Below are 19,155 nucleotides of genomic sequence, written 5' to 3'. Positions count from 1 at the left end.
GGAGCATGTATTTATAAAGGTGGAATAACCCATGACATTTATCGAAAACTTAAAACCAGAACTTCAAAATAAATGGAAATTTGAATATGAAATGCCTGTCCAATCTCAATTAATCCCTCATATGCTTGAAGGAAAAGATGTAGTAGCACAATCGCCAACAGGTTCAGGGAAAACATTGGCTTATGTATTGCCGATACTGAATCAAGTGGATGGTGCTATTCAAAAAACACAAGCGCTCATCGTTGCCCCTTCGCAGGAACTATCTATGCAAATTGTAGAAGTATTACGTGAGTGGACTGCTGACACCGACATTACTGTAGCTCAACTAATTGGAGGAGCAAATATGGCTCGTCAGTTAGAGAAATTAAAGAAAAAGCCAACAATTGTCGTAGGCACACCAGGACGTTTAAATGAATTAGTCAAATCAAAGAAACTTAAACTGCATGATATACGACATATTATATTAGACGAAGGCGATCAGCTATTGGCCCGTGAGCATCGTGGAATCGTCAAGTCACTTATCGATGGTTCGAACCATGACAGACAAATCGTAGTCGTTTCAGCAACAATTACTGAAGAAATCGAGCTGGTTGCAAGTCGTATGATGAAAGAACCGATTCGCATCCATGTCACTCATGAAGAACTCCCTGCGCAAGGAAAAGTAGTGCACGCCTTTGTCAAAGTAGAAGAGCGCGACAAAACTGATTTATTGCGCCGCCTGGCACACCTAGAAGGCATGCGCGGACTAGCATTTGTTAATAATTTAGATCAATTATTGATGAAAGAAACGAAACTGAAATTCCGTGATGCAAAAATCGTTGCCCTGCATTCAGATATGAAAAAAGAAGAACGCAAGCAAGCACTTGCATCATTCCGTAAAGGTGAAGTAAGTATTCTAATTGCAACGGACATTGCAGCACGTGGTCTTGATATTGAAGGATTGACTCATGTCATTCATGTCGACGTTCCGCATGCAATTGAACCTTACTTGCACCGTTCAGGCAGAACAGGCCGTGCAGGTGCTGACGGGGAAGTACTGTCTTTATTAACTTACAAAGATGAAAAGAATTTTAAAAAATGGACGAAAGAATTGCCATCAAAACCCGTACAAAAAGTATGGGATCAAGGCCAATTGATTGAAGGGTCCTCAAAAACGGTGCAACAAAGGGGGAAAAAGAAATGACATTTGAAGAGAAATTAGCCGAATATGCAGATTTGGCTATTCGCGTAGGAATCAATGTCCAACCTGGTCAATATGTATTAATTAATACAACGACTGATACCCTTGATTTTACGCGATTGGTAGTAAAGAAAGCTTATGAAGCGGGAGCCAAACGAGTCCATGTGAATTTTTCGGATGGACCGACAAACCGTGCTTTTTATGACTTGGCACCAGAATCTGAAATGCACGAATTTCCTGCATGGATGGTCACGCAACGGGAAGAATTGATTGATCAGCAAGGTTCTTTGTTATGGATTGATGCTGAAGATCCTGATTTGTTGGCTGGCGTACCTGCAAAACGTATTTCTGATCAACAAAAAGTAGCAGGCCGTGCATTGGAAAAATATCGCGCATCTGTTATGTCAGATAAAATTGCTTGGTCTATCGTAGCGATTCCTTCTGAAATGTGGGCAGCAAAAGTATTCCCTGATTTGCCAAAAGAAGAACAGCTACCTACTTTATGGGAAACTATTTTTAAAACGGTGCGTATTGGCGAAGGAACTGCTGTTGATCAGTGGAAAACGCATATCCGTAATTTGGAATCACGTGCTACAGCCTTAAATGAAAAGAGTTTCAAGAAAATCATCTACAAAGCTCCAGGCACTGATTTGACGATAGAATTGCCAGATAAACATATTTGGATGACGGGAGCCAGCAGAACACCTAACAGAACGGCGTTTATTGCCAATATGCCGACTGAAGAAGTGTATACAGCTCCACTGAAATTCGGAGTAAACGGCTATGTCCGAAATACGAAACCACTCGCTTATCAAGGTAATATCATCGATGGATTTACGTTAACGTTTGAGAATGGAAAAATCATCAAAGCGCATGCAGAAGTCGGGAATGACTTGTTGCAACAACTTATTCAAAATGACGAAGGCTCAGCTTATCTAGGGGAGCTGGCATTAGTTCCACACGAATCGCCAATTTCATCTTCAGGGATTTTATTCTATAACACACTGTTTGATGAAAACGCGTCAAACCATTTAGCAATCGGTGAAGCCTATCCAACTTGTGTCGAAGGTGCACGCGACCTAGAAGAAGCACAACTTCGTGCTTTAGGGTTAAATACATCCATCACGCATGAAGATTTCATGATTGGCAGTGCAGAGATGGACATTGATGGAGAACGCGAAGATGGAACAATCGAACCTATATTCCGCAAAGGCAACTGGGCATTTTAAGGTGAGATCATGAAAAATTCAAAATGGTCTTTTGTGTTGTTCAGCCTGGTGTTATTTTTAGTGCCTTTACAGACAAGTGCACAAGTATTTGGTCCAGTTTCATATGTAGCTCTCGGGGACTCTCTGGCTGCTGGTCAAACCCCAACCCGTGAGATTGATACGGGTTACAGTGACTTAATTGCTCTAGAAATCGCGCGAAATCAACCTTTGGCTTTCTACTCCAAAGATTTAGCGTTTCCTGGCTTTACGACTGCTGATGTGCTGAAGCGAGTCCAATCGAAAGAAGCGAAACCTTTGTTGCAAAATGCGAATGTCATCACGATATCTGCAGGAGCAAATGATCTTTTAAGATTAATAAAATCAGATGCAAAGTCTGGTTCACTGTCATTTCAGCAAATCCCGGCCGATTATTCATTGAACAGTGTCCGAAAGAATATGAAGACTATACTTACTGAGCTGAAAAAGACTGCACCAAAAGCTGAAATATATATCATGGGTTATTATTTTGCCTACCCGCACGCCCGTGACTCACAAAAAGTCGGCACGGCGAAACAACTAACAAAACTAAATGAAATTTTGGCGAAAGAAGCAAAAGAAGCTGGTGTGAATTTTGTGTCAGTAGATGCGGCTTTCGGAGATGATGCAATCGGTAAAGTTCCTAATCCGGCAGATGTACATCCCAATGCTGAAGGATACAGAGCAATGGCTAATAGTTTTTTCAATGTCTACGCAAAAGGTGGCATGCAGGTGACATCGGGTGAGATTCCTCCGGCAAATCCGCTGACATTTGAAGAAATTATGCAAGATCGTCAAGGGGCATTAGAAGAGGGAGATCAATCTGCCACTTTGCCATCTTCTTATATTGATGAAGAATTTATAGCAGTGACCGAAATAAAACCCATCATATAAAAAAAGTTGGAACTCAGATTAATGAGTTCCAACTTTTTATTTGCGTGGAAATGTAGTTGTTGATGTTGTTGAGTTTTTTCTTGAATCCATTACTTTTTTCACGATTGGAATAATGATTGGTGCAAACTTTACAGCTGTCTTAATTAAGCTACCGATTCTCATGTATATCGCTCCTGTCAGTGTTGTATACTCTTTTAATTCCCGTATGGAGCCCAAGGTAAACCTATTGCAGTACTTTAATTCCCTGGATGATATTCCAGATTAGTACAATAAGAGACAGAATACCGTACACAATCATGAACAAGAATGGCAGTCCGGCAGTAAAGAAATTAAATGATGTGCTTGGATTCATAGTACCATCAACGGTCGTGCTGAACATGGCAACGGAACCAATCATCAAAACAATGAAACCAACAATGCCGAGCGCTACCGGAATCAAATGAGATAGGAGGGAACGTTTTGCATGATACTTAACCTCTACTGTCGGTGATATGAAATAAACGATTAATGGCAATAAGAATGGAGCGAATAAAATACTAAAATAACATAATGCGGATAAAATACGCTGATTATCCATACATACTCCTCCTTCAAACTTCTTACCATTAATACGTTACAAGCTTATTGATGGTTTCAAACCAATGCGTGTTTCGTTAAAATATCTGCATATTGTTCAACGGAGGATATTAACACGTACTCACCTGGTCCGTGCCAGTCATCACCGCTTGGACCGAACTCAATTGCTCCTGCACCCGTTTTCGCATAGTAACGCGTATCGGCCGCACCATGCTGTCCAAACAATACAGCATCTTTTTGTGTAACTTCCGCAGTAACGCCGGCAAGTGATTGCACAAATGCATTATCTTCAGTTGTTGTAATTGCCGGAGTTTTGCCGCCCGGTTTAACGATATTAGCAGGATTGATTGATTGTGCAAGTTCAGTCATTTGCTCAATAATCTCTTCCCATTTTTGACCTGGAACAAAGCGTATATCGTAAGCAACATCACATTGATCAGGGACCATATTGTATCGGTCACCTGCTTGAATTTTTGCCAAGTTTATAGAAGGATATTCGTAATAAGGGTTGCTCACTTTTGTAAAAGGCAAGGTTTTTAACTGCTCATTGAATTTGTAGGCCGCTTCAATCGCATTCGTGCCTTCCCAGGGGCGGGAACCGTGAGCTGCTTTTCCGAATAGTGTTACATTCGCGTGAAGGATGCCTTTAGATTGAACACTTAATTTCAGATGAGTAGGTTCTCCACAAATAACGAAATCACCGGTTCGTCCGATTTCTACAAGGTGTCCAGATGTTTTTCTGCCTCCCGTTTCTTCATCAGTAACAATATGCAAAACAATACGTTGCTTCAGCTGTTCTCTAGCTGAATAGATACGACGGAACGCTTCCATCATGGCAGCTACGCCAGCTTTCATATCTGCGGAACCACGACCATATAGGCGATCTCCTTCTATAATCGGATTGAATTGTTCGATTTTTCCAGGTACGACATCAACATGTCCATTCCATACGATGGTTGTTGGACCTTGTCCGATTTCTGCGTGAATCATCAATCGTCCTTCATTCTCTAATACTTCATGTGTTATTTCATGACTATCCAGCCATTTTGAACAGAATCGAAGTGCGTCGTTTGCACCTTCCTCAGTATCACTTTTAATCGCCACTAGATTTTTCAATAATTCGATCATACTCTTCACTTCCTTAATAAATTTTGTATTTTCAGTATACAGACCACTGTTCTAAAAGTCACAGAACTAGCGAATGCCTCTTGCTTCTCTTTCCCTCTTTAGTTACAATTAACCCGTAATATCAAAATTAGATGTATTTACCACAAGGGGAGCCTGTAATGGCTGAGAGTGAGCGAGGAACGTTCTAACCCTTTGAACCTGTAAGTTAATGCTTGCGCAGGGATGTGGATAGAAACCGACTTCAACGATGTCAGGCTCTGTCCTTGATATCGTTTTTTTATGGTTTTTTTCACCCTGACATGCGATTAGCAGTACATCGCAAAAAGGAGGAAGAAAGATGAATCGAAGTAAATTGTTATTATTAATTGAAGTGGCTATTTTTGCAGGAATCGGATTGGTGTTGGATATGCTTTCTATTAACCTATGGTTTCAGGGAGGATCCATTAGTCTTGTCATGGTGCCAATCGTATTAATGTCTATTCGATGGGGGCTAGTGGGAGGTTTGAGCACGGGTCTGATTATTGGAATCCTTCAAATTTTAGCGGGAAGAGCTTATATTTTATATCCTGCCCAAGGTTTCCTGGATTATTTTATTGCGTTCACAGTTGTTGGCTTAGCAGCGCTTGTCAGACATAAAGTATTACAAGCAAGAAATGAGCAGCGAAAAGGAAAAATGATTACTTATATCGTATTAGGAGCTGTTTTTGGAGGGCTCTTCCGTCTCATTACACACGTAATTGCAGGAGTTATTTTCTTTTCTGAAGCTGCAGAAGGCAAGAATGTTTGGATTTATTCGCTGGTTTATAACGGCGGTTATATGATTCCTTCGATTATTTTGACAGCAATTGTGTGCTCCATCATTTTCGTTGCTGCACCTCGTCTTATTGAACATCGCAATAACGTTTGATTTAAAGATATCTCTTTGTCGGTCTGAATCCTTTAGGTTGGTAAGACTGGGTTTAAGTGGACAGAAACTGTTTGCGAATGGAAGAAAAGAGCTTTGAATAGACGAAAACAAAGTCTGAGTGGACAAAAATTAAAAACCCTGCATGTGTAGTCACTTAAACAATCGATTAGCTTAACTTATCTTCAGCGCATACTTTACAAGAGGTTTTCCAAATGTTCAGAATGATTTTGGCAAATGGGAAAGCATCTTTTCTTGTGGTATAGTATGGGGTAGATAATTTGAGGAAGAAAGGGTTTTACGAATATGATTGCAAAAACTACTGAAGACTTTGAGTCGTTTAAAATTATAGGTCGCATCGTGGCCGAGATTCGCGATAAAATGCGAGCTGCAACAAAACCTGGTGTGACTACAAAAGAACTTGATGAAATCGCTGGTCATATGTTTAAAGAAAAAGGGGCTATCTCAGGTCCTAAAGGGGAATACGATTTCCCAGGGTACACATGTATCAGTGTAAATGAAGAAGTCGCACACGGTATTCCTGGTTCTCGTGTCATTAAAGATGGAGACCTTGTCAACATTGACGTTTCCGGATCATTTAATGGTTATTTTGCAGACACAGGGATTTCTTTTGTAGTGGGTGAAGGCCATGCTAAGAAAGAAAAGTTATGTGAAGTGGCAGAAACCGCATTTAACCGTGCGATGTTGAAAGTGAAAGCTGGCGCTCGTTTGAATCAAATCGGTAAAGCCGTAGAACGCGAAGCGAAGCAAAACGGTTTTACGGTCATTATGAACTTAACGGGTCACGGTATCGGAAAATCATTGCATGAAGCTCCTCAGCATATTTTGAACTACTTTGATGCATGGGAACCTACTATATTAAAAGAAGGTATGGTTTTAGCGGTAGAGCCTTTCATCTCGGAAAAAGCGGAACATATCGTGGAGTCTGGTGATGGTTGGACTTTCTTGACACCGGATAAATCACTGGTTGCACAGATTGAGCATACAGTCATCGTCACAAAAGATGCCCCAATTCTTATTACTAAAATCGATTAATCATACAAAAGACCAACTGCTACGAACGAGCAGTTGGTCTTTTTTTGATGAATAGGATGCCAGCCAGCATGAAAGCACTCAAGAATAGTGCTGCTGTTGAAACTAGTAATTCTTCGAAGCCATTTCGTACAGCAATTCCGATAAATGCCCAAATGAAGACTAATACATACGCGATATCGAAATGGTGGAAACGAATATGTAGTGCCAATGCAGTTCCGATAGTCATCATGATAACAGCCCAGAGTGGGTCACTCAAACCCCAGCCATTCCACTGATATACAGTTAAGACATAACTAATATTCGCAATCGTTGCAACACTGATCCACCCTAGATAAATAGATATTGGCAGTCGGCCAGTAAGGCGGTTATCTGAAACCGGATACGTACTGTATAGTAAAATTAATGTTACCAGGAAGGCAATCATCACAACGACCGTTAATAAGAAATATTCATAATGCCATAAAAAAATCCAGGCTATATTCAGAATGCAGCTGATGATAAATAGATTTGACTGCTTAATATAGGAAGCGTCAATTTCTTTACTCTTTTTCCACATGCCTACCAACCAAATGATCAACAATACATATATGACAGACCAAATCGAAAATACATAGCCTGCTGGTGTAAATAAGACCGGAAGACGATTGGAAATCTCACCAGTCGTTTGATTATTAAGGGGTAGGATATTTGCCAGTGCATTAATAGCAATCACACCAATTAGTGCGATGACCATAAGTGCGAAACGAACCACAGCGTACACCTCCTATTCAATAGTATAACGTCATAACTAAGCAACAACAAATGTCAATTTACCAAAACTTTCTGTAAAATGAAGATTAAAAGATTGGAGGGCTCTGCGTGGATGTTCAATTGGACGAGTTGAGTATGAATCAACGATATGAGAACAAGAAAGAGTATAAGAAAGAATTAAAACAGCTCCAATACGACATGTTAAACGTTCAACAACATTTATTCAACCAAAAAGTGGGACTGGTTCTGGTATTTGAAGGCATGGATGCAGCTGGTAAAGGGGGGGCCATTAAAAGGTTAACTGAAAGATTAGATCCACGTGGATTAATGGTTCACGCAATTTCAGCCCCACAAACCCATGAGCAAAGATACCATTATCTTCAACGGTTTTGGCGTAAGCTTCCGCAACATGGACAAATCGGAATTTTTGATCGTTCGTGGTATGGTCGCGTACTAGTTGAACGAATCGAAGGTTTTGCTAAAAAGCCAGAGTGGGAAAGAGCTTTCAAAGAAATTAAAGACTTTGAACGGACTCTTACAGACGAATCGTACATTGTAGTGAAATGTTGGTTACACATCACGAAAGAAGAACAATTGGATCGTTTTGAGGAACGCCGTAACGATCCCTACAAGCAATGGAAATTGACAGATGAAGATTGGCGCAATCGTGAAAAATGGTCAAATTATGTAATTGCCGCAGAAGAAATGTTCAAACAAACACATACGGAAAACGCTCCTTGGATTATTGTAGAAGCTAATGATAAGAAATATGCACGAACGGCTGTTTTAAAAAGCATTCTGGAACATATTATGCAAGTATGCAAAGAAAAAGGCATACCCGTTGCGAAACTGAATAACGATGTTTCGCAAGGCGAAGAAGCATGATATAATAGCGTAGTATTTTCGGAAAATTTAGAAAGACATGGGGGAAAAGATATTGACTACAAAGACGTACTCTGAAGTTTGGGATTTGGACGTATTTTTTAAAGGGGGAAGCTCCTCTCCGGAACTTCGAGAACATTTGAATGCTTTAACTGCAAAATTAGATGCCTTTGAAAAAACATTATCTACATTTGAAGTGCCAACTGGTGAATCAGACGCTGCTAAGATTTCTTCTATTATTGAAGAAACAAAACAAGTGGCTGAGAATTTATCACAAGCTGGAGCAGTTGTCGGCTGTTATCTCGCTCAAGATACGACTGATAAACAAGCGAACTTATTACAAGGAGAAATTGGCTCTTTAGGTGCTCGCTTTTCGTCATCCATGCTCGTTGTCCAACAACAATTATCAAAAACTGAAGAGACTCTCTGGACTTCTTTAATGAATGATGAGCAATTGAAAGAATTTGCTTTCGTATTAAATGAATGGCGTGATGAAGCAAAGGAATTGCTTTCTGAAAAAGAAGAAGACATGATTACCGCTCTTGGGGTAGACGGTTATCATGGATGGGGTCAGCTTTACGATTTATTGGTTGGTGACGTGAAAGTTCGTGTAACAGTGGACGGAGAAGAAAAAGAGTTCTCTGTAGGACAAGCGAGTAACTTAAGCTCTCATCCAGATGCAAAAGTCCGAAAAGAATCATTCGAAGCTCTTGAACAAGCATGGACAGCCAAAGAAGAGTTCTTTGCCAAAACATTGAACCATATGGCTGGATTCCGCTTGGCAGTATACAAAAAACGCGGCTGGGATTCAATCTTAAAAGAACCTTTGCAAATGAATCGCATGAAACAACAAACATTGGATGCAATGTGGGGCGCAATCACTGCACATAAAGCTCCTTTTGTTGAGTATTTAAAGCGTAAAGCTGAGCTTGTCGGAGCAGATGCCATGCATTGGTACGACTTAGATGCACCAGTGACAGAATCGACTCAGAAAGTTTCGTATCAGCAAGGGGCGGAATTTATTCTAAAACACTTCGGTAAATTTGGTCCGGAGCTTGAGAAGTTTTCCCGCCAAGCCTTTGAAGATGAGTGGATTGAAGCAGAAGATCGTCCGAATAAACGACCTGGTGGATTCTGTACCGGAATGCCTATGTCACAACAATCACGTATTTTCATGACGTACAGTGGCACAATGTCCAACGTTGCCACATTGGCACATGAACTTGGTCATGCTTTCCATTCATATGCACTTCGTCCTGTCCATTGGATGAATCGTCAATATGCAATGGGTGTAGCTGAAACAGCTTCCACATTTGCTGAAATGATTGTAGCCGATGCTGCCGTTAAAGAAGCGACTACAGCAGATGAAAAATTGGCATTGCTTGAAGATAAGATCCAACGCAGTGTAGCGTTCTTTATGAACATCCATGCACGCTTCCTATTTGAAACTCGTTTTTATGATGAGCGTAAAAAAGGAATTGTTTCGGCAGCGCGTTTAAATACATTGATGGAAGAAGCACAACGTGAAGCATTTGGAGATGGCTTGGGTGAAGTGCATCCACATTTCTGGGCTTCTAAATTGCATTTCTATATTACTCGTGTGCCGTTCTATAACTTCCCATACACATTCGGTTATTTATTCAGCTTGAGTATTTATGCGAAAGCTATTGAAGAAGGCAGCAGTTTTGAAGAAAAGTATATTGCACTACTTCAAGATACAGCTATTATGTCGGTTGAAGATTTAGCAATGAAGCATTTAGGTGAAGATATCACTCAACATGCGTTCTGGGAAAAAGGCATAGCACTTTGTATTAAAGATGTGGAAGAGTTTCTGTCGTTAACTTCATCTAAAGGGTGATTTTCAATGATTTTACTGGAAGGCCATACTTGCTTTTTACGAACATTAGATGAAAGAGATGCAGCAGAACTTACGAATCTTGTTTTCAAAAATCGACATTATTGGTCCATTTATGAACCGAGACATCAAGAGTCTTATTTCACAGTAGCTGTTCAAAGGGAAAAAATATTAGAATCAATGCACCATATGAAAAATCAACGTGAATTCAGTTTTGGGATTTATGATAGATATTCGAAGGAACTGATTGGCCATATTTCCATGTACAGTATTAAACGGCTACCATTTTCAAGTGCATTTATCGGATATTCAATCGATGAATTGAATGTGGGGAAAGGCGTTGCAACTGAGGCTGTCCAGCTTCTAGTGAAGTATGGAATGGAAGTAGTAGGGCTCCACCGGATTGAAGCGTATGTATCGCCGCGAAACGTCGGTTCAATACGTGTCTTGGAAAAAGCAAACATGCAAAGAGAAGGATTGCTCCGACAGCTATTATTTATTAATGGAGAGTGGGAAGATCATTACATCTATGCGGTTTTGGAAAATGATTATTGAAAAGGTAAGGCCGCTTGGCGGAAATGGCGTAAAATGATGAATGGCTGGTTTCTCAATTGAGAAACCAGTTTTTTTATGTCGATTTCCCGGGAAATATAGGATAGATTAGGCTGAAATGTTTACATATTTTTAAATCCGTCATATACTATGAATATAAATCCAATAAGAATAGTAGGTTTTAAAATGAGAACAATTCCGAAGCCTCTTGTGCTAGCAAATCAATGGACAATTGCATTATCAGTTGTCATTTCACTTATAACTCAATCGGCGTGGATATTATTCATTCCTTTAGTTTCTTGCCTTTTAAGTTTATTTACAGGATTCAATCCTGTTTTAGCTTTAGTAAAACAATTTTTATCAAAATCACCTGATCAATATGAACAAGAAGATTATGAACAACTTCAATTTAACCAATGGATGGCTGTAGGGTTTTTATTGGTGGCAACAATTAGTTTCTTTATGAATTGGAGTGTTTTGTTTAACATTGCGACCGTCATGGTAGGAATAGCGGCATTGGTAGCTATTATGGGATTTTGTATCGGGTGTTTCATACGCTTCCAATATCAGCAGTGGAATTATCGTCGCAAGAAATCAGCAGCACAATAATAAGAGCTCAGCATTTGTAACAAAAAAAGTCTGCCAATTCGCTTTGCATTGGCAGACTTTTTTTTATAACTCTTGATCTGTAAGAAATCTTACTTCGTCGTTACTTTTTAGCGTGCGAGGACCGATCTTCTGAAGCAGCATTTTAAAGTCATCACCCGTGACAGTATAAGTGTCTCCATCGACCTCGACTTGATAATTTTCTACTATTAATAAACCTGATTCGGTTTCTTCCAGTTTATTCGGTTCCATCCAAGGTTTAATATCTAAAGAATTGAATTTAATTTCAAGAGTTTCATCAATAAAGCTTAAAGTATTTTCACGATTCGATTCTTCATAAAAAATAATATTCTGTAAATCATCTACTTCTGCCTTGTATATTTCATTATCAGCCGCTTGACCAAATGAACAAGCCCCTAGAACTAAAGACAGACTTGAGAATAAAAGTATTTTATTTATCTTCTTCATGAAATACGCCTCCAATTTAATTCGTCAGTTATAATACGGAATAAATTGGAAATGGTTTCAAATATTTGATCAGTTTCAGGATAAGAATAATTAAATATGAACAGTAAAAGAACTGCAAATTCATATGTGAATTTGCAGTTCTTTTGTGTTGTGTTAAATAATTGATAAATTTTATACTTCCAGCATTGGGCTAGTGCATCTTATTCCACCAGCGTAAGTCTGCCGGTTGCGGGATCAATGACTAAGCCGTGAACAGGAACATCTTTAACCATTAACGGGTGATTACGGACCATATCCACGCTATGTTTAACACTTTCACTCACATCTTCAAATCCACGTAGCCATTCGTCCAGTTCCACACCGGAATAGCTAAGCATATCGATGGTTTCCCGAGAAATTCCCCGATCAATCATTTTTTGCAGCATGACTTCCGGCTTGATTGCACTCATTCCGCAATCGTAATGGCCGATTATGTAGATTTCTTCCGCCTGCAATTCATACACAGCTACTAGCAAACTGCGCATGATGCCGCCGAATGGATGGTTAATGATTGCGCCAGCACTTTTTACAATTTTCACGTCGCCGTTTTTAAAATTCATTGCCTTAGGTAATAATTCAAATAACCGGGCATCCATACATGTTAAAATCACTATTTTTTTGTCAGGAAATTTGGTTGTAATGAATTCTTCGTATTGTTTTTCAGCTACGAACTTTTCGTTAAAAGAGAGAATTTCGTTCAATAAAGTCATGGGTCTGTTCCTCCTTAATTATTCCCTTTCTTATTGTAGATGATTTTGATATGGTTTAGCCACTTTTATGACACATTCTATAGAAACAAGGAGATGTGTACCGTTTATCTTTTGAGTGGGACATAACTATTTACTACACTATAAGTATAAAGAAACATAAAGGATGAAATATATGAACCTATCATTGCTGAATGAAGCAGCCAAATTCCTTGTTCAGTATGGGGAGGAAAATGGGCTTTCAAAGGATACAATATCTGATCGACAACGGTGTGTCTCAAAGGAAATCAAATCGACTGGCACATATACACATACATTAGAAGAAATAACTTTTGGTGCAAAACTTGCTTGGCGAAATAGTACCAAATGTATTGGAAGGCTATTTTGGGAAACTCTCGATGTGTTTGATGCAAGGCATGTGGAATCACCAGATGAAGTAGCGCATTATCTTCATCAACATATCAAGCACGCAACAAATGCAGGGAAAATTCGTTCAACAATTACCGTTTTCCCGCCACTTAAACAGAATGAACCACAAAAAGTGCAATTGTGGAGTCCTCAATTGATTCGTTATGCAGGATATACATTAGACAATCATAAGGTCATTGGTGACCCTGCTTGTATTGAATTAACAAAGATTGCTCAAAAGATGGGTTGGAAAGGTGAAGGGGGTCCGTACGATTTGTTGCCTGTCATTTTTCAGTGGAAAGATGAGGTTCCAATCATGGTACCAATTACGAAAGAAGAGATTCTTGAAGTACAAATTGACCATCCCGTTCATCAAAACTGGGGTCCGTTAAATCTTAAATGGTATGCGGTGCCAATTATTTCTGATCGCTATCTTGAAATAGGCGGTTTACGTTATCCAGCGCCTTTTAATGGCTGGTATATGGAGACAGAGATTGCAGCAAGAAATTTTGTGGATTCTTACCGATACAACCGCTTGAGGGATGTTGCGGAACATTTGGGACTTGATACATCAAGTACTACAACGTTTTGGAGGGATAAAGCGCTTGTAGAACTCCAACACGCAGTGTACGCATCGTTTAAACAAGCAGGTGTACAGATTGTCGACCATTATACAGCTGCACAGCAGTTTCAAACGTTTCGTGATAAAGAAGAAAAACAACAAAGAGAAGTAAAAGGGGATTGGACTTGGCTTATTCCACCGGTTTCACCGGCCTTGACTCCGATATTTCATCAAGGAATTGTGAACGAAGAATTGACGCCGAATTTCTTTAAGCAAAAAAGATCGTCTTTATATAAAAAAATGAGTGAGATGACAGTATCATCTCACTCACACGGTTGCCCCTATCATTCTTGATTACCGGGCAACTTTTTGTATTTTATCCATCATAACCAATGAGCGACCAGTACCAATTGCAACAGACTCAAGTGGTTGAGGGGCAATATGAACAGGTACGGAAATCTCGTTAGATAACCATTCTTGCATACCTTTCAATAGGGCACCGCCACCTGTTAAAACAACACCTTGATCAACAATGTCGCCAGATAGTTCTGGTGGGCAGCTTTCAAGAGTTGCGCGAATTGCTTCTAAAATGGAAAGTAATGATTCTTTTAGAGTCTCTTGAACTTCTACCGAACTGATAGAAATAGTTTTTGGAAGACCTGTCATAACATCACGACCACGTACTTCCATCGTTTCCACTGTATGCGGAATCAAAGCGTAGCCTACTTCCATTTTAATTCTTTCTGCTGTGCGTTCACCAATCAACACATTGAATTGTTTACGGACAAAATGAATAATATCTTCGTCCATACGGTCTCCGGCAACTTTTACAGTGTTTGAGGATACGACGCCACCAAATGAAATAATTCCCACTTCAGTAGTACCGCCACCTATATCAACAATGACACTTGCAATCGGTTCACTAACAGGTAAATCCGCACCAATAGCGGCTGCTACAGGTTCCTCAATCAAATGCACTTCTTTCGCTCCACTGTTTTTCACAGCATCATGAATTGCGCGACGTTCTACAGAAGTTGCGCCAGAAGGTGTACAAACCATAACGTTTGGTTTGCGAACAGAGCTTCCCATTTTTTTACCTACTTTTTTCATTACCATACGTAACATATCAGTTGTTACATCAAAGTCAGCAATAACCCCATCTTTCAATGGGCGAATAACTGTAATGGAACCTGGAGTTTTCCCTATCATACTTTTAGCTTCTTCACCAAAAGCAACAACTTGTCTAGTTTTTGTATCCACCGCTACTACCGATGGTTCATTTAAAATTATGCCTTTATTTTTTGTATATACAAGGATATTAGCTGTTCCTAAATCAATCCCTAAATCAATACCTGAAAACATGCAGATTCCTCCTTAAAACGGTTTGCTTCCTTAGTATAGAGGATTTTAGTGTAGATGCCATGTGGTACTTAATGGGAGTTATCATTTGTTGCAGTGATTCATGGGACAAAAGGAGGGGGAAGGGGGCTATAAATAAGCATCAAGTTGCGGATTGTCACGCTGTTGTTATAACGGTGTAGTGGAAATGTAAACAAAATGTTAAATCATAACAAAAAGCAATTGTCCGAGGACAATTGCTTTTATATGATTAATATTTTGTATCTGGTTTAGGATCGATTACTTCTGCATCATGAGAAACTAATGCTCTACCCAAGAAATGCATAACGAATTGACCAGTAATAGCGATGATAATCATGAAGCCAACTACAGTTATTATCCCGATAGTCATAAGAACTCTCCTTTCTACTAACCTATTTTATTCAATAGTTATCAGTATACAGGAGGAAAGAGCATACTTGAAGGCATTTTCACGATTGTCGAAAATTGTTCATTAAATTGCCCAGTTACCCGCACGGAATACTGGTTCACGTGTACCATCTTCTAAAATTCCATCGATGTCCATTTTGTCAGAACCAATCATGAAGTCAACGTGTGTAATGCTTTGGTTTAAGCCGTTCTCCGCAAGTTCTTCTTGAGACATTTTTTTGCCGCCTTCAAGACAGAATGCATAAGCGCTTCCGATTGCAAGATGGTTTGATGCATTTTCATCATAAAGAGTGTTGTAGAAAAGTAATCCAGATTCAGAGATAGGGGAGTGGTGAGGAACTAAAGCCACTTCACCTAAATACTTCGCTCCTTCATCCGTGTCCACCAATTGTTGTAATACTTCTTGGCCTTCAGCCGCTTCCACTTTCACAATACGTCCTTTTTCAAACGTGATTTTGAAATCGTCGATGATATTGCCGCCGTAACTTAAAGGTTTAGAGCTTGAAACAACACCATCAACACCAGTTTTCAAAGGCACTGTAAATACTTCTTCAGTTGGCATATTTGCCATAAATGCATCGCCTTTTTCGTTAATGCTTCCAGCCCCACACCACAAATGGCCTTTAGGAAGTTCAATTGTAAGATCTGTTCCAGGAGCTGTGTAATGCAACTTGTGATATTTTTTCTCATTTAAATAATCAACTTTTTCATGAAGAGTCTCATCATGTTTTGTCCAAGCTTCGATAGGAGATTCAACATCTGCACGTACTGCTTTGAAAATTGCTTCCCATAAAGCTGAAACTTGTTCTTCTTCTGCAACTTCAGGAAACACTTTTGCAGCCCATGCTTTAGAAGGTGCTGCAACTACAGTCCAGCTGATTTTATCCGATTGAACGTATTGACGATATTTCGTAAGCGCTGTTCCAGCCGCTTTTTGGAATGCGGCAATACGAGAAGATTCAATCCCTTTTAGTAAATCAGGACTAGAAGACATAACGTTCATAAATGCAGCGCCTTGATCTGCTAGTTGCTCACGTTCTTGAACTTTCCATGCTGGGAATTCCTCAAAAGATGCACTTGGAGCCATTTCAAATTTTGTGCGAGTAATGACGTCATCTGACCAGTCCACATATACTTGCTTAGCTCCTACTTCATAAGCAGTTTTCGTCAATAAACGTACAAATTCTGGATTGTCAATTGATGCTGCAATGTACAAGCTTTGTCCAGGTTGAATGTTAACGCCAACTTTGACAGCTAACTCTGCATACTTCTTTAATTTCTCATTAAATGATGTCATTTGAATTTCTCCTTTGAGATACAGTCTGCTTCTATAGTAGCAATATTCGAAGCAGTAAATCAATTGCAATTTTCGTGAGACGAAAGAATGTTGCGATTTTTTTAAAACTTCGGTTTGCAATATCTATATCTTTAATTCGGGAACTTCAATCGCCTTTCTCGAATACCTTAAATAGAAAACAATGGGAGGTAATGAAATGTATCAGAATTTCAATCCATATGTTGCCCAAGTCAACCCTTGTCTAAGCCGTGCAGAATTGGAATTGCGTAATACGATGCGTTTACTATGGTCGCAGCATGTTTATTGGACAAGAGCGGCCGTCATCGCTTTGATTAATGATTCACCTGATCTCGATATAGTGCTGGCAAGATTGTTGCGTAACGCTCCAGAGATGGGAGAGGCACTTGTTCCTTTTTACGGAAAGGAAGCGGGAGACCGGTATGGAGAGTTAATAAAAGAACATTTGGTCATTGCAGCGGATTTGGTGAAAGCGGCCAAGGCAGGGGATACGAAAAAATTTGAAGCCATTGATAAAAAATGGTACGCCAATGCGGACGATATATCTGAGTTTTTGAGCATGATTAGTCCGTTTATTTCAAAACAGGATATGCAGGAAATGATGTATAAGCATTTGGAGTTGTTGAAAACGGAAACGACTTATTTGATTCAAAAGAATCATACAGCTTCAATTAATACGTTCGACCTCGTTGAATTACAGGCACTTCATATGGCAGATGAAATTTCGGAAGCAATCGTCAGTCAGTTATCCTGCACTCCTTATTATTAATATTTGATAAGTAAAAGGACACCGTTCAATATCGAATGGTGTTTTTTTGTATACTCAAAAGTTTTGCCTATCATTATTAGAGGAACTTAATAGGAAGGAGGGGATTCGCATGAAGACGGATGTTTTTATTACGGGTGGAGGCATTGGCGGGTTAACACTTGCCTTAAAGCTAGTGCGAGCTGGCATTGATGTTGTAATGGTTGAAAAATTACCAGGTAAACAACCTGTTTATAAAGGGGAATTGCTGCAACCCAAAAGTATGCAAATTTTTGATGGATTGCTGGTTTATGACGAAGTTGCCTCGAATGCCCAGATTATTGAAGTTCTCGATTTAATTGAACTGTCGAAATCATTGAAAGTAAAAGAACAATCGTTTATGGATTACACCGTCATCCCCGGTAAATATAATGCAGCGTACATGATTCACCATGAAGTATTAAAGAAAATCATACGGCAGGAAGCAGAGAAATATCCGAATTTCCATTATTTCAATGGGGCCTCATGTAAAGAAATTGATGTCACGACAGCTACCGTTCAAAAAGGCAAAGAACAATTTAAAGTGGAAGCGGATTTTTTTATAGGTGCAGAAGGTAGAGCTTCGGTCACACGCCAGGCAATGGGAATAAAAGTAGAGCCAATAAAATATAATCATCACTTTATAACGGTCACTTTCCCAAGACCTGCAAACTTTGTAGGGGGGCAAATATTTTCAAGCTACAATCGGTTTTTAGGGCTATTTCCTTTACCTGACGATCAGGTGCGGTCCGTCTACTTAATACCGGCGGGAGATTATAAGAAAATTAGAGAAAAGCCAATCGATCATTTTCATAAATTGTATACAGAACTTGCACCGTCCATTGATGGCTATGTTCAAAAGCTCGAAGACTGGTCGAAAATTCAGTTGATGATTCCCATCATGTATCATGTGGATTCTTATGTGAAAGGCAATAAAGCCATTATTGGTGACGCTGCACATGCGGTTCATCCCATGGCAGGTGAAGGCATGAATATGGCTATTCAGGATGCAGATATTTTAGGAGAACTGTTGGTGGATATGTACAAGACTTCTTCATTAAATCCATCGAATCTGAAGCACTACCAAAATGTTCGGATGGAACGCGCAGAATATCTGATCCAATTAAGTCATTTATCCGCCTTGGCCTATTCATTTCCTTTTCAGCCAGTCAGTTGGCTTCGAAGTAAAACGTTCGAACGGATGGAAGAAGACCCTGTCCTGCATTTCAAGCAAATGCTAAATGTTTCTGGTCTTGGGATGTGGAAAGAATCTGTTCGTGACCGCTTTATTCAAGGGGGCGTGATACCGACCAGAAAAAAAGAGTTGCCAAGTGAGAAAAAGGAAATGAAGCTATTTTCGGCGGAAGATGATTATCCTTGGAAATGGAAAGGACTGTCGTAGCACATCGAAAGGTTTATAGGTAAAAACGAAGGTGTATGTAAATAAGAGAGATAAA

General features: G+C 39.6%; 21 protein-coding genes and 1 riboswitch. Of the genes, 12 read left to right on the top strand and 9 right to left on the bottom strand.

What is annotated here, in order from left to right; all coding sequences use genetic code 11:
- Positions 1 to 31: 31 nt before the first annotated feature.
- Genes M9R32_RS07520 through M9R32_RS07510 form a run of 3 tightly spaced genes read left to right on the top strand, consistent with a single transcriptional unit; the run spans position 32 to position 3,318 of the window.
- Positions 32 to 1,183 (top strand): DEAD/DEAH box helicase, encoded by a 1,152-nt coding sequence (locus tag M9R32_RS07520; RefSeq protein WP_269926114.1) that lies wholly within the window; start codon positions 32 to 34, stop codon positions 1,181 to 1,183.
- A complete protein-coding gene (locus tag M9R32_RS07515; protein ID WP_269926113.1) occupies positions 1,180 to 2,409 on the top strand; it encodes an aminopeptidase in 1,230 nt (409 codons plus the stop codon). The genes M9R32_RS07520 and M9R32_RS07515 overlap by 4 nt, the downstream gene beginning before the upstream one ends.
- 9 nt (positions 2,410 to 2,418) lie before the next feature.
- Complete coding sequence (locus tag M9R32_RS07510; protein WP_269926112.1) at positions 2,419 to 3,318, top strand: SGNH/GDSL hydrolase family protein; 900 nt, start codon at positions 2,419 to 2,421, stop codon at positions 3,316 to 3,318.
- A 36-nt stretch (positions 3,319 to 3,354) separates the two neighbouring features.
- Here M9R32_RS07510 and M9R32_RS07505 read toward each other — a convergent pair whose 3' ends face one another.
- The 3 genes from M9R32_RS07505 to M9R32_RS07495 form a co-directional block, all read right to left on the bottom strand.
- Complete coding sequence (locus tag M9R32_RS07505) at positions 3,355 to 3,480, bottom strand: hypothetical protein (RefSeq protein ID WP_269926111.1); 126 nt, start codon at positions 3,478 to 3,480, stop codon at positions 3,355 to 3,357.
- 61 nt (positions 3,481 to 3,541) lie between these two features.
- Entirely contained in the window at positions 3,542 to 3,895 is a 354-nt protein-coding gene (locus M9R32_RS07500; protein ID WP_269926110.1) for a magnetosome magnetite crystal formation protein family, read from the bottom strand.
- A 56-nt stretch (positions 3,896 to 3,951) separates the two neighbouring features.
- On the bottom strand, positions 3,952 to 5,022 hold the full coding sequence (locus tag M9R32_RS07495; protein ID WP_269926109.1) for a M20 family metallopeptidase: 1,071 nt from the start codon (positions 5,020 to 5,022) through the stop codon (positions 3,952 to 3,954).
- Positions 5,023 to 5,157: 135 nt separating this feature from the next.
- A riboswitch (TPP riboswitch) is annotated at positions 5,158 to 5,262 on the top strand.
- A gap of 97 nt (positions 5,263 to 5,359) precedes the next feature.
- Between M9R32_RS07495 and thiT the strand changes: the two genes are divergently transcribed.
- Both thiT and map read left to right on the top strand, forming a co-directional pair.
- Complete coding sequence (gene thiT, locus M9R32_RS07490) at positions 5,360 to 5,929, top strand: energy-coupled thiamine transporter ThiT (RefSeq protein WP_269926108.1); 570 nt, start codon at positions 5,360 to 5,362, stop codon at positions 5,927 to 5,929.
- Between the two features lie 303 nt (positions 5,930 to 6,232).
- Positions 6,233 to 6,982: a type I methionyl aminopeptidase gene (map, locus tag M9R32_RS07485; protein ID WP_269926107.1), complete on the top strand. Its 750-nt coding sequence runs from the start codon at positions 6,233 to 6,235 to the stop codon at positions 6,980 to 6,982.
- A 19-nt stretch (positions 6,983 to 7,001) separates the two neighbouring features.
- Here map and M9R32_RS07480 read toward each other — a convergent pair whose 3' ends face one another.
- The gene (locus M9R32_RS07480; RefSeq protein WP_269926106.1) at positions 7,002 to 7,733 is read right to left on the bottom strand and encodes a TspO/MBR family protein; all 732 of its coding nucleotides are present in this window, start codon (positions 7,731 to 7,733) and stop codon (positions 7,002 to 7,004) included.
- Positions 7,734 to 7,867: 134 nt separating this feature from the next.
- Between M9R32_RS07480 and M9R32_RS07475 the strand changes: the two genes are divergently transcribed.
- The 4 genes from M9R32_RS07475 to M9R32_RS07460 all read left to right on the top strand — a co-directional run bounded on the left by M9R32_RS07475 (position 7,868) and on the right by M9R32_RS07460 (position 11,630).
- Positions 7,868 to 8,617: a polyphosphate kinase 2 family protein gene (locus M9R32_RS07475; protein WP_269926275.1), complete on the top strand. Its 750-nt coding sequence runs from the start codon at positions 7,868 to 7,870 to the stop codon at positions 8,615 to 8,617.
- A 52-nt stretch (positions 8,618 to 8,669) separates the two neighbouring features.
- On the top strand, positions 8,670 to 10,472 hold the full coding sequence (locus tag M9R32_RS07470; protein WP_269926105.1) for a M3 family oligoendopeptidase: 1,803 nt from the start codon (positions 8,670 to 8,672) through the stop codon (positions 10,470 to 10,472).
- 6 nt (positions 10,473 to 10,478) lie between these two features.
- Entirely contained in the window at positions 10,479 to 11,024 is a 546-nt protein-coding gene (locus tag M9R32_RS07465) for a GNAT family N-acetyltransferase (protein WP_269926104.1), read from the top strand.
- A gap of 183 nt (positions 11,025 to 11,207) precedes the next feature.
- Positions 11,208 to 11,630 carry a DUF4395 domain-containing protein gene (locus tag M9R32_RS07460; RefSeq protein ID WP_269926103.1) on the top strand — a complete coding sequence of 141 codons (423 nt, stop codon included), beginning with the start codon at positions 11,208 to 11,210 and terminating at the stop codon, positions 11,628 to 11,630.
- 63 nt (positions 11,631 to 11,693) lie between these two features.
- Here M9R32_RS07460 and M9R32_RS07455 read toward each other — a convergent pair whose 3' ends face one another.
- Both M9R32_RS07455 and M9R32_RS07450 read right to left on the bottom strand, forming a co-directional pair.
- The gene (locus tag M9R32_RS07455; RefSeq protein ID WP_269926102.1) at positions 11,694 to 12,095 is read right to left on the bottom strand and encodes a hypothetical protein; all 402 of its coding nucleotides are present in this window, start codon (positions 12,093 to 12,095) and stop codon (positions 11,694 to 11,696) included.
- 200 nt (positions 12,096 to 12,295) lie between these two features.
- The gene (locus M9R32_RS07450) at positions 12,296 to 12,844 is read right to left on the bottom strand and encodes a beta-class carbonic anhydrase (protein ID WP_269926101.1); all 549 of its coding nucleotides are present in this window, start codon (positions 12,842 to 12,844) and stop codon (positions 12,296 to 12,298) included.
- Positions 12,845 to 13,016: 172 nt separating this feature from the next.
- Here M9R32_RS07450 and M9R32_RS07445 point away from each other — a divergent pair, with 172 nt between their 5' ends.
- A complete protein-coding gene (locus M9R32_RS07445; protein ID WP_269926100.1) occupies positions 13,017 to 14,165 on the top strand; it encodes a nitric oxide synthase oxygenase in 1,149 nt (382 codons plus the stop codon).
- On the opposite strand, the gene mreBH is transcribed toward M9R32_RS07445, so the two are convergent.
- From mreBH to M9R32_RS07430, 3 genes are all read right to left on the bottom strand, one after another.
- Positions 14,166 to 15,173 carry a rod-share determining protein MreBH gene (gene mreBH / locus M9R32_RS07440; protein WP_269926099.1) on the bottom strand — a complete coding sequence of 336 codons (1,008 nt, stop codon included), beginning with the start codon at positions 15,171 to 15,173 and terminating at the stop codon, positions 14,166 to 14,168. It lies immediately after the preceding gene.
- Between the two features lie 247 nt (positions 15,174 to 15,420).
- The gene (locus M9R32_RS07435) at positions 15,421 to 15,561 is read right to left on the bottom strand and encodes a hypothetical protein (RefSeq protein ID WP_269926098.1); all 141 of its coding nucleotides are present in this window, start codon (positions 15,559 to 15,561) and stop codon (positions 15,421 to 15,423) included.
- A 102-nt stretch (positions 15,562 to 15,663) separates the two neighbouring features.
- On the bottom strand, positions 15,664 to 16,896 hold the full coding sequence (locus M9R32_RS07430) for an aminopeptidase (RefSeq protein ID WP_269926097.1): 1,233 nt from the start codon (positions 16,894 to 16,896) through the stop codon (positions 15,664 to 15,666).
- Between the two features lie 196 nt (positions 16,897 to 17,092).
- On the opposite strand from M9R32_RS07430, the gene M9R32_RS07425 reads away from it, so the two are divergent.
- Both M9R32_RS07425 and M9R32_RS07420 read left to right on the top strand, forming a co-directional pair.
- Complete coding sequence (locus M9R32_RS07425) at positions 17,093 to 17,683, top strand: acetylglutamate kinase (protein ID WP_269926096.1); 591 nt, start codon at positions 17,093 to 17,095, stop codon at positions 17,681 to 17,683.
- A 109-nt stretch (positions 17,684 to 17,792) separates the two neighbouring features.
- Positions 17,793 to 19,100 carry an FAD-dependent oxidoreductase gene (locus M9R32_RS07420; RefSeq protein ID WP_269926095.1) on the top strand — a complete coding sequence of 436 codons (1,308 nt, stop codon included), beginning with the start codon at positions 17,793 to 17,795 and terminating at the stop codon, positions 19,098 to 19,100.
- Positions 19,101 to 19,155 lie beyond the last annotated feature (55 nt).

This window comes from Paenisporosarcina quisquiliarum, assembly GCF_027563315.1.
Taxonomy (GTDB): Bacteria; Bacillota; Bacilli; order Bacillales_A; family Planococcaceae; genus Paenisporosarcina; species Paenisporosarcina quisquiliarum.
This window is presented reverse-complemented; position numbering and strand designations above follow the sequence as displayed.

Bases quoted from the DNA above. Each gene is read 5' to 3' on its own strand.
- M9R32_RS07505 (WP_269926111.1), bottom strand. From the start codon at position 3,480: ATGAGAATCGGTAGCTTAATTAAGACAGCTGTAAAGTTTGCACCAATC.
- thiT (WP_269926108.1), top strand. From the start codon at position 5,360: ATGAATCGAAGTAAATTGTTATTATTAATTGAAGTGGCTATTTTTGCA.
- M9R32_RS07465 (WP_269926104.1), top strand. From the start codon at position 10,479: ATGATTTTACTGGAAGGCCATACTTGCTTTTTACGAACATTAGATGAA.
- M9R32_RS07460 (WP_269926103.1), top strand. From the start codon at position 11,208: ATGAGAACAATTCCGAAGCCTCTTGTGCTAGCAAATCAATGGACAATT.
- M9R32_RS07510 (WP_269926112.1), top strand. From the start codon at position 2,419: ATGAAAAATTCAAAATGGTCTTTTGTGTTGTTCAGCCTGGTGTTATTT.
- M9R32_RS07455 (WP_269926102.1), bottom strand. From the start codon at position 12,095: ATGAAGAAGATAAATAAAATACTTTTATTCTCAAGTCTGTCTTTAGTT.
- M9R32_RS07450 (WP_269926101.1), bottom strand. From the start codon at position 12,844: ATGACTTTATTGAACGAAATTCTCTCTTTTAACGAAAAGTTCGTAGCT.
- M9R32_RS07520 (WP_269926114.1), top strand. From the start codon at position 32: ATGACATTTATCGAAAACTTAAAACCAGAACTTCAAAATAAATGGAAA.
- M9R32_RS07425 (WP_269926096.1), top strand. From the start codon at position 17,093: ATGTATCAGAATTTCAATCCATATGTTGCCCAAGTCAACCCTTGTCTA.
- M9R32_RS07435 (WP_269926098.1), bottom strand. From the start codon at position 15,561: ATGACTATCGGGATAATAACTGTAGTTGGCTTCATGATTATCATCGCT.
- M9R32_RS07445 (WP_269926100.1), top strand. From the start codon at position 13,017: ATGAACCTATCATTGCTGAATGAAGCAGCCAAATTCCTTGTTCAGTAT.
- M9R32_RS07500 (WP_269926110.1), bottom strand. From the start codon at position 3,895: ATGGATAATCAGCGTATTTTATCCGCATTATGTTATTTTAGTATTTTA.
- M9R32_RS07495 (WP_269926109.1), bottom strand. From the start codon at position 5,022: ATGATCGAATTATTGAAAAATCTAGTGGCGATTAAAAGTGATACTGAG.
- M9R32_RS07430 (WP_269926097.1), bottom strand. From the start codon at position 16,896: ATGACATCATTTAATGAGAAATTAAAGAAGTATGCAGAGTTAGCTGTC.
- M9R32_RS07475 (WP_269926275.1), top strand. From the start codon at position 7,868: ATGAATCAACGATATGAGAACAAGAAAGAGTATAAGAAAGAATTAAAA.
- M9R32_RS07420 (WP_269926095.1), top strand. From the start codon at position 17,793: ATGAAGACGGATGTTTTTATTACGGGTGGAGGCATTGGCGGGTTAACA.
- M9R32_RS07515 (WP_269926113.1), top strand. From the start codon at position 1,180: ATGACATTTGAAGAGAAATTAGCCGAATATGCAGATTTGGCTATTCGC.
- mreBH (WP_269926099.1), bottom strand. From the start codon at position 15,173: ATGTTTTCAGGTATTGATTTAGGGATTGATTTAGGAACAGCTAATATC.
- map (WP_269926107.1), top strand. From the start codon at position 6,233: ATGATTGCAAAAACTACTGAAGACTTTGAGTCGTTTAAAATTATAGGT.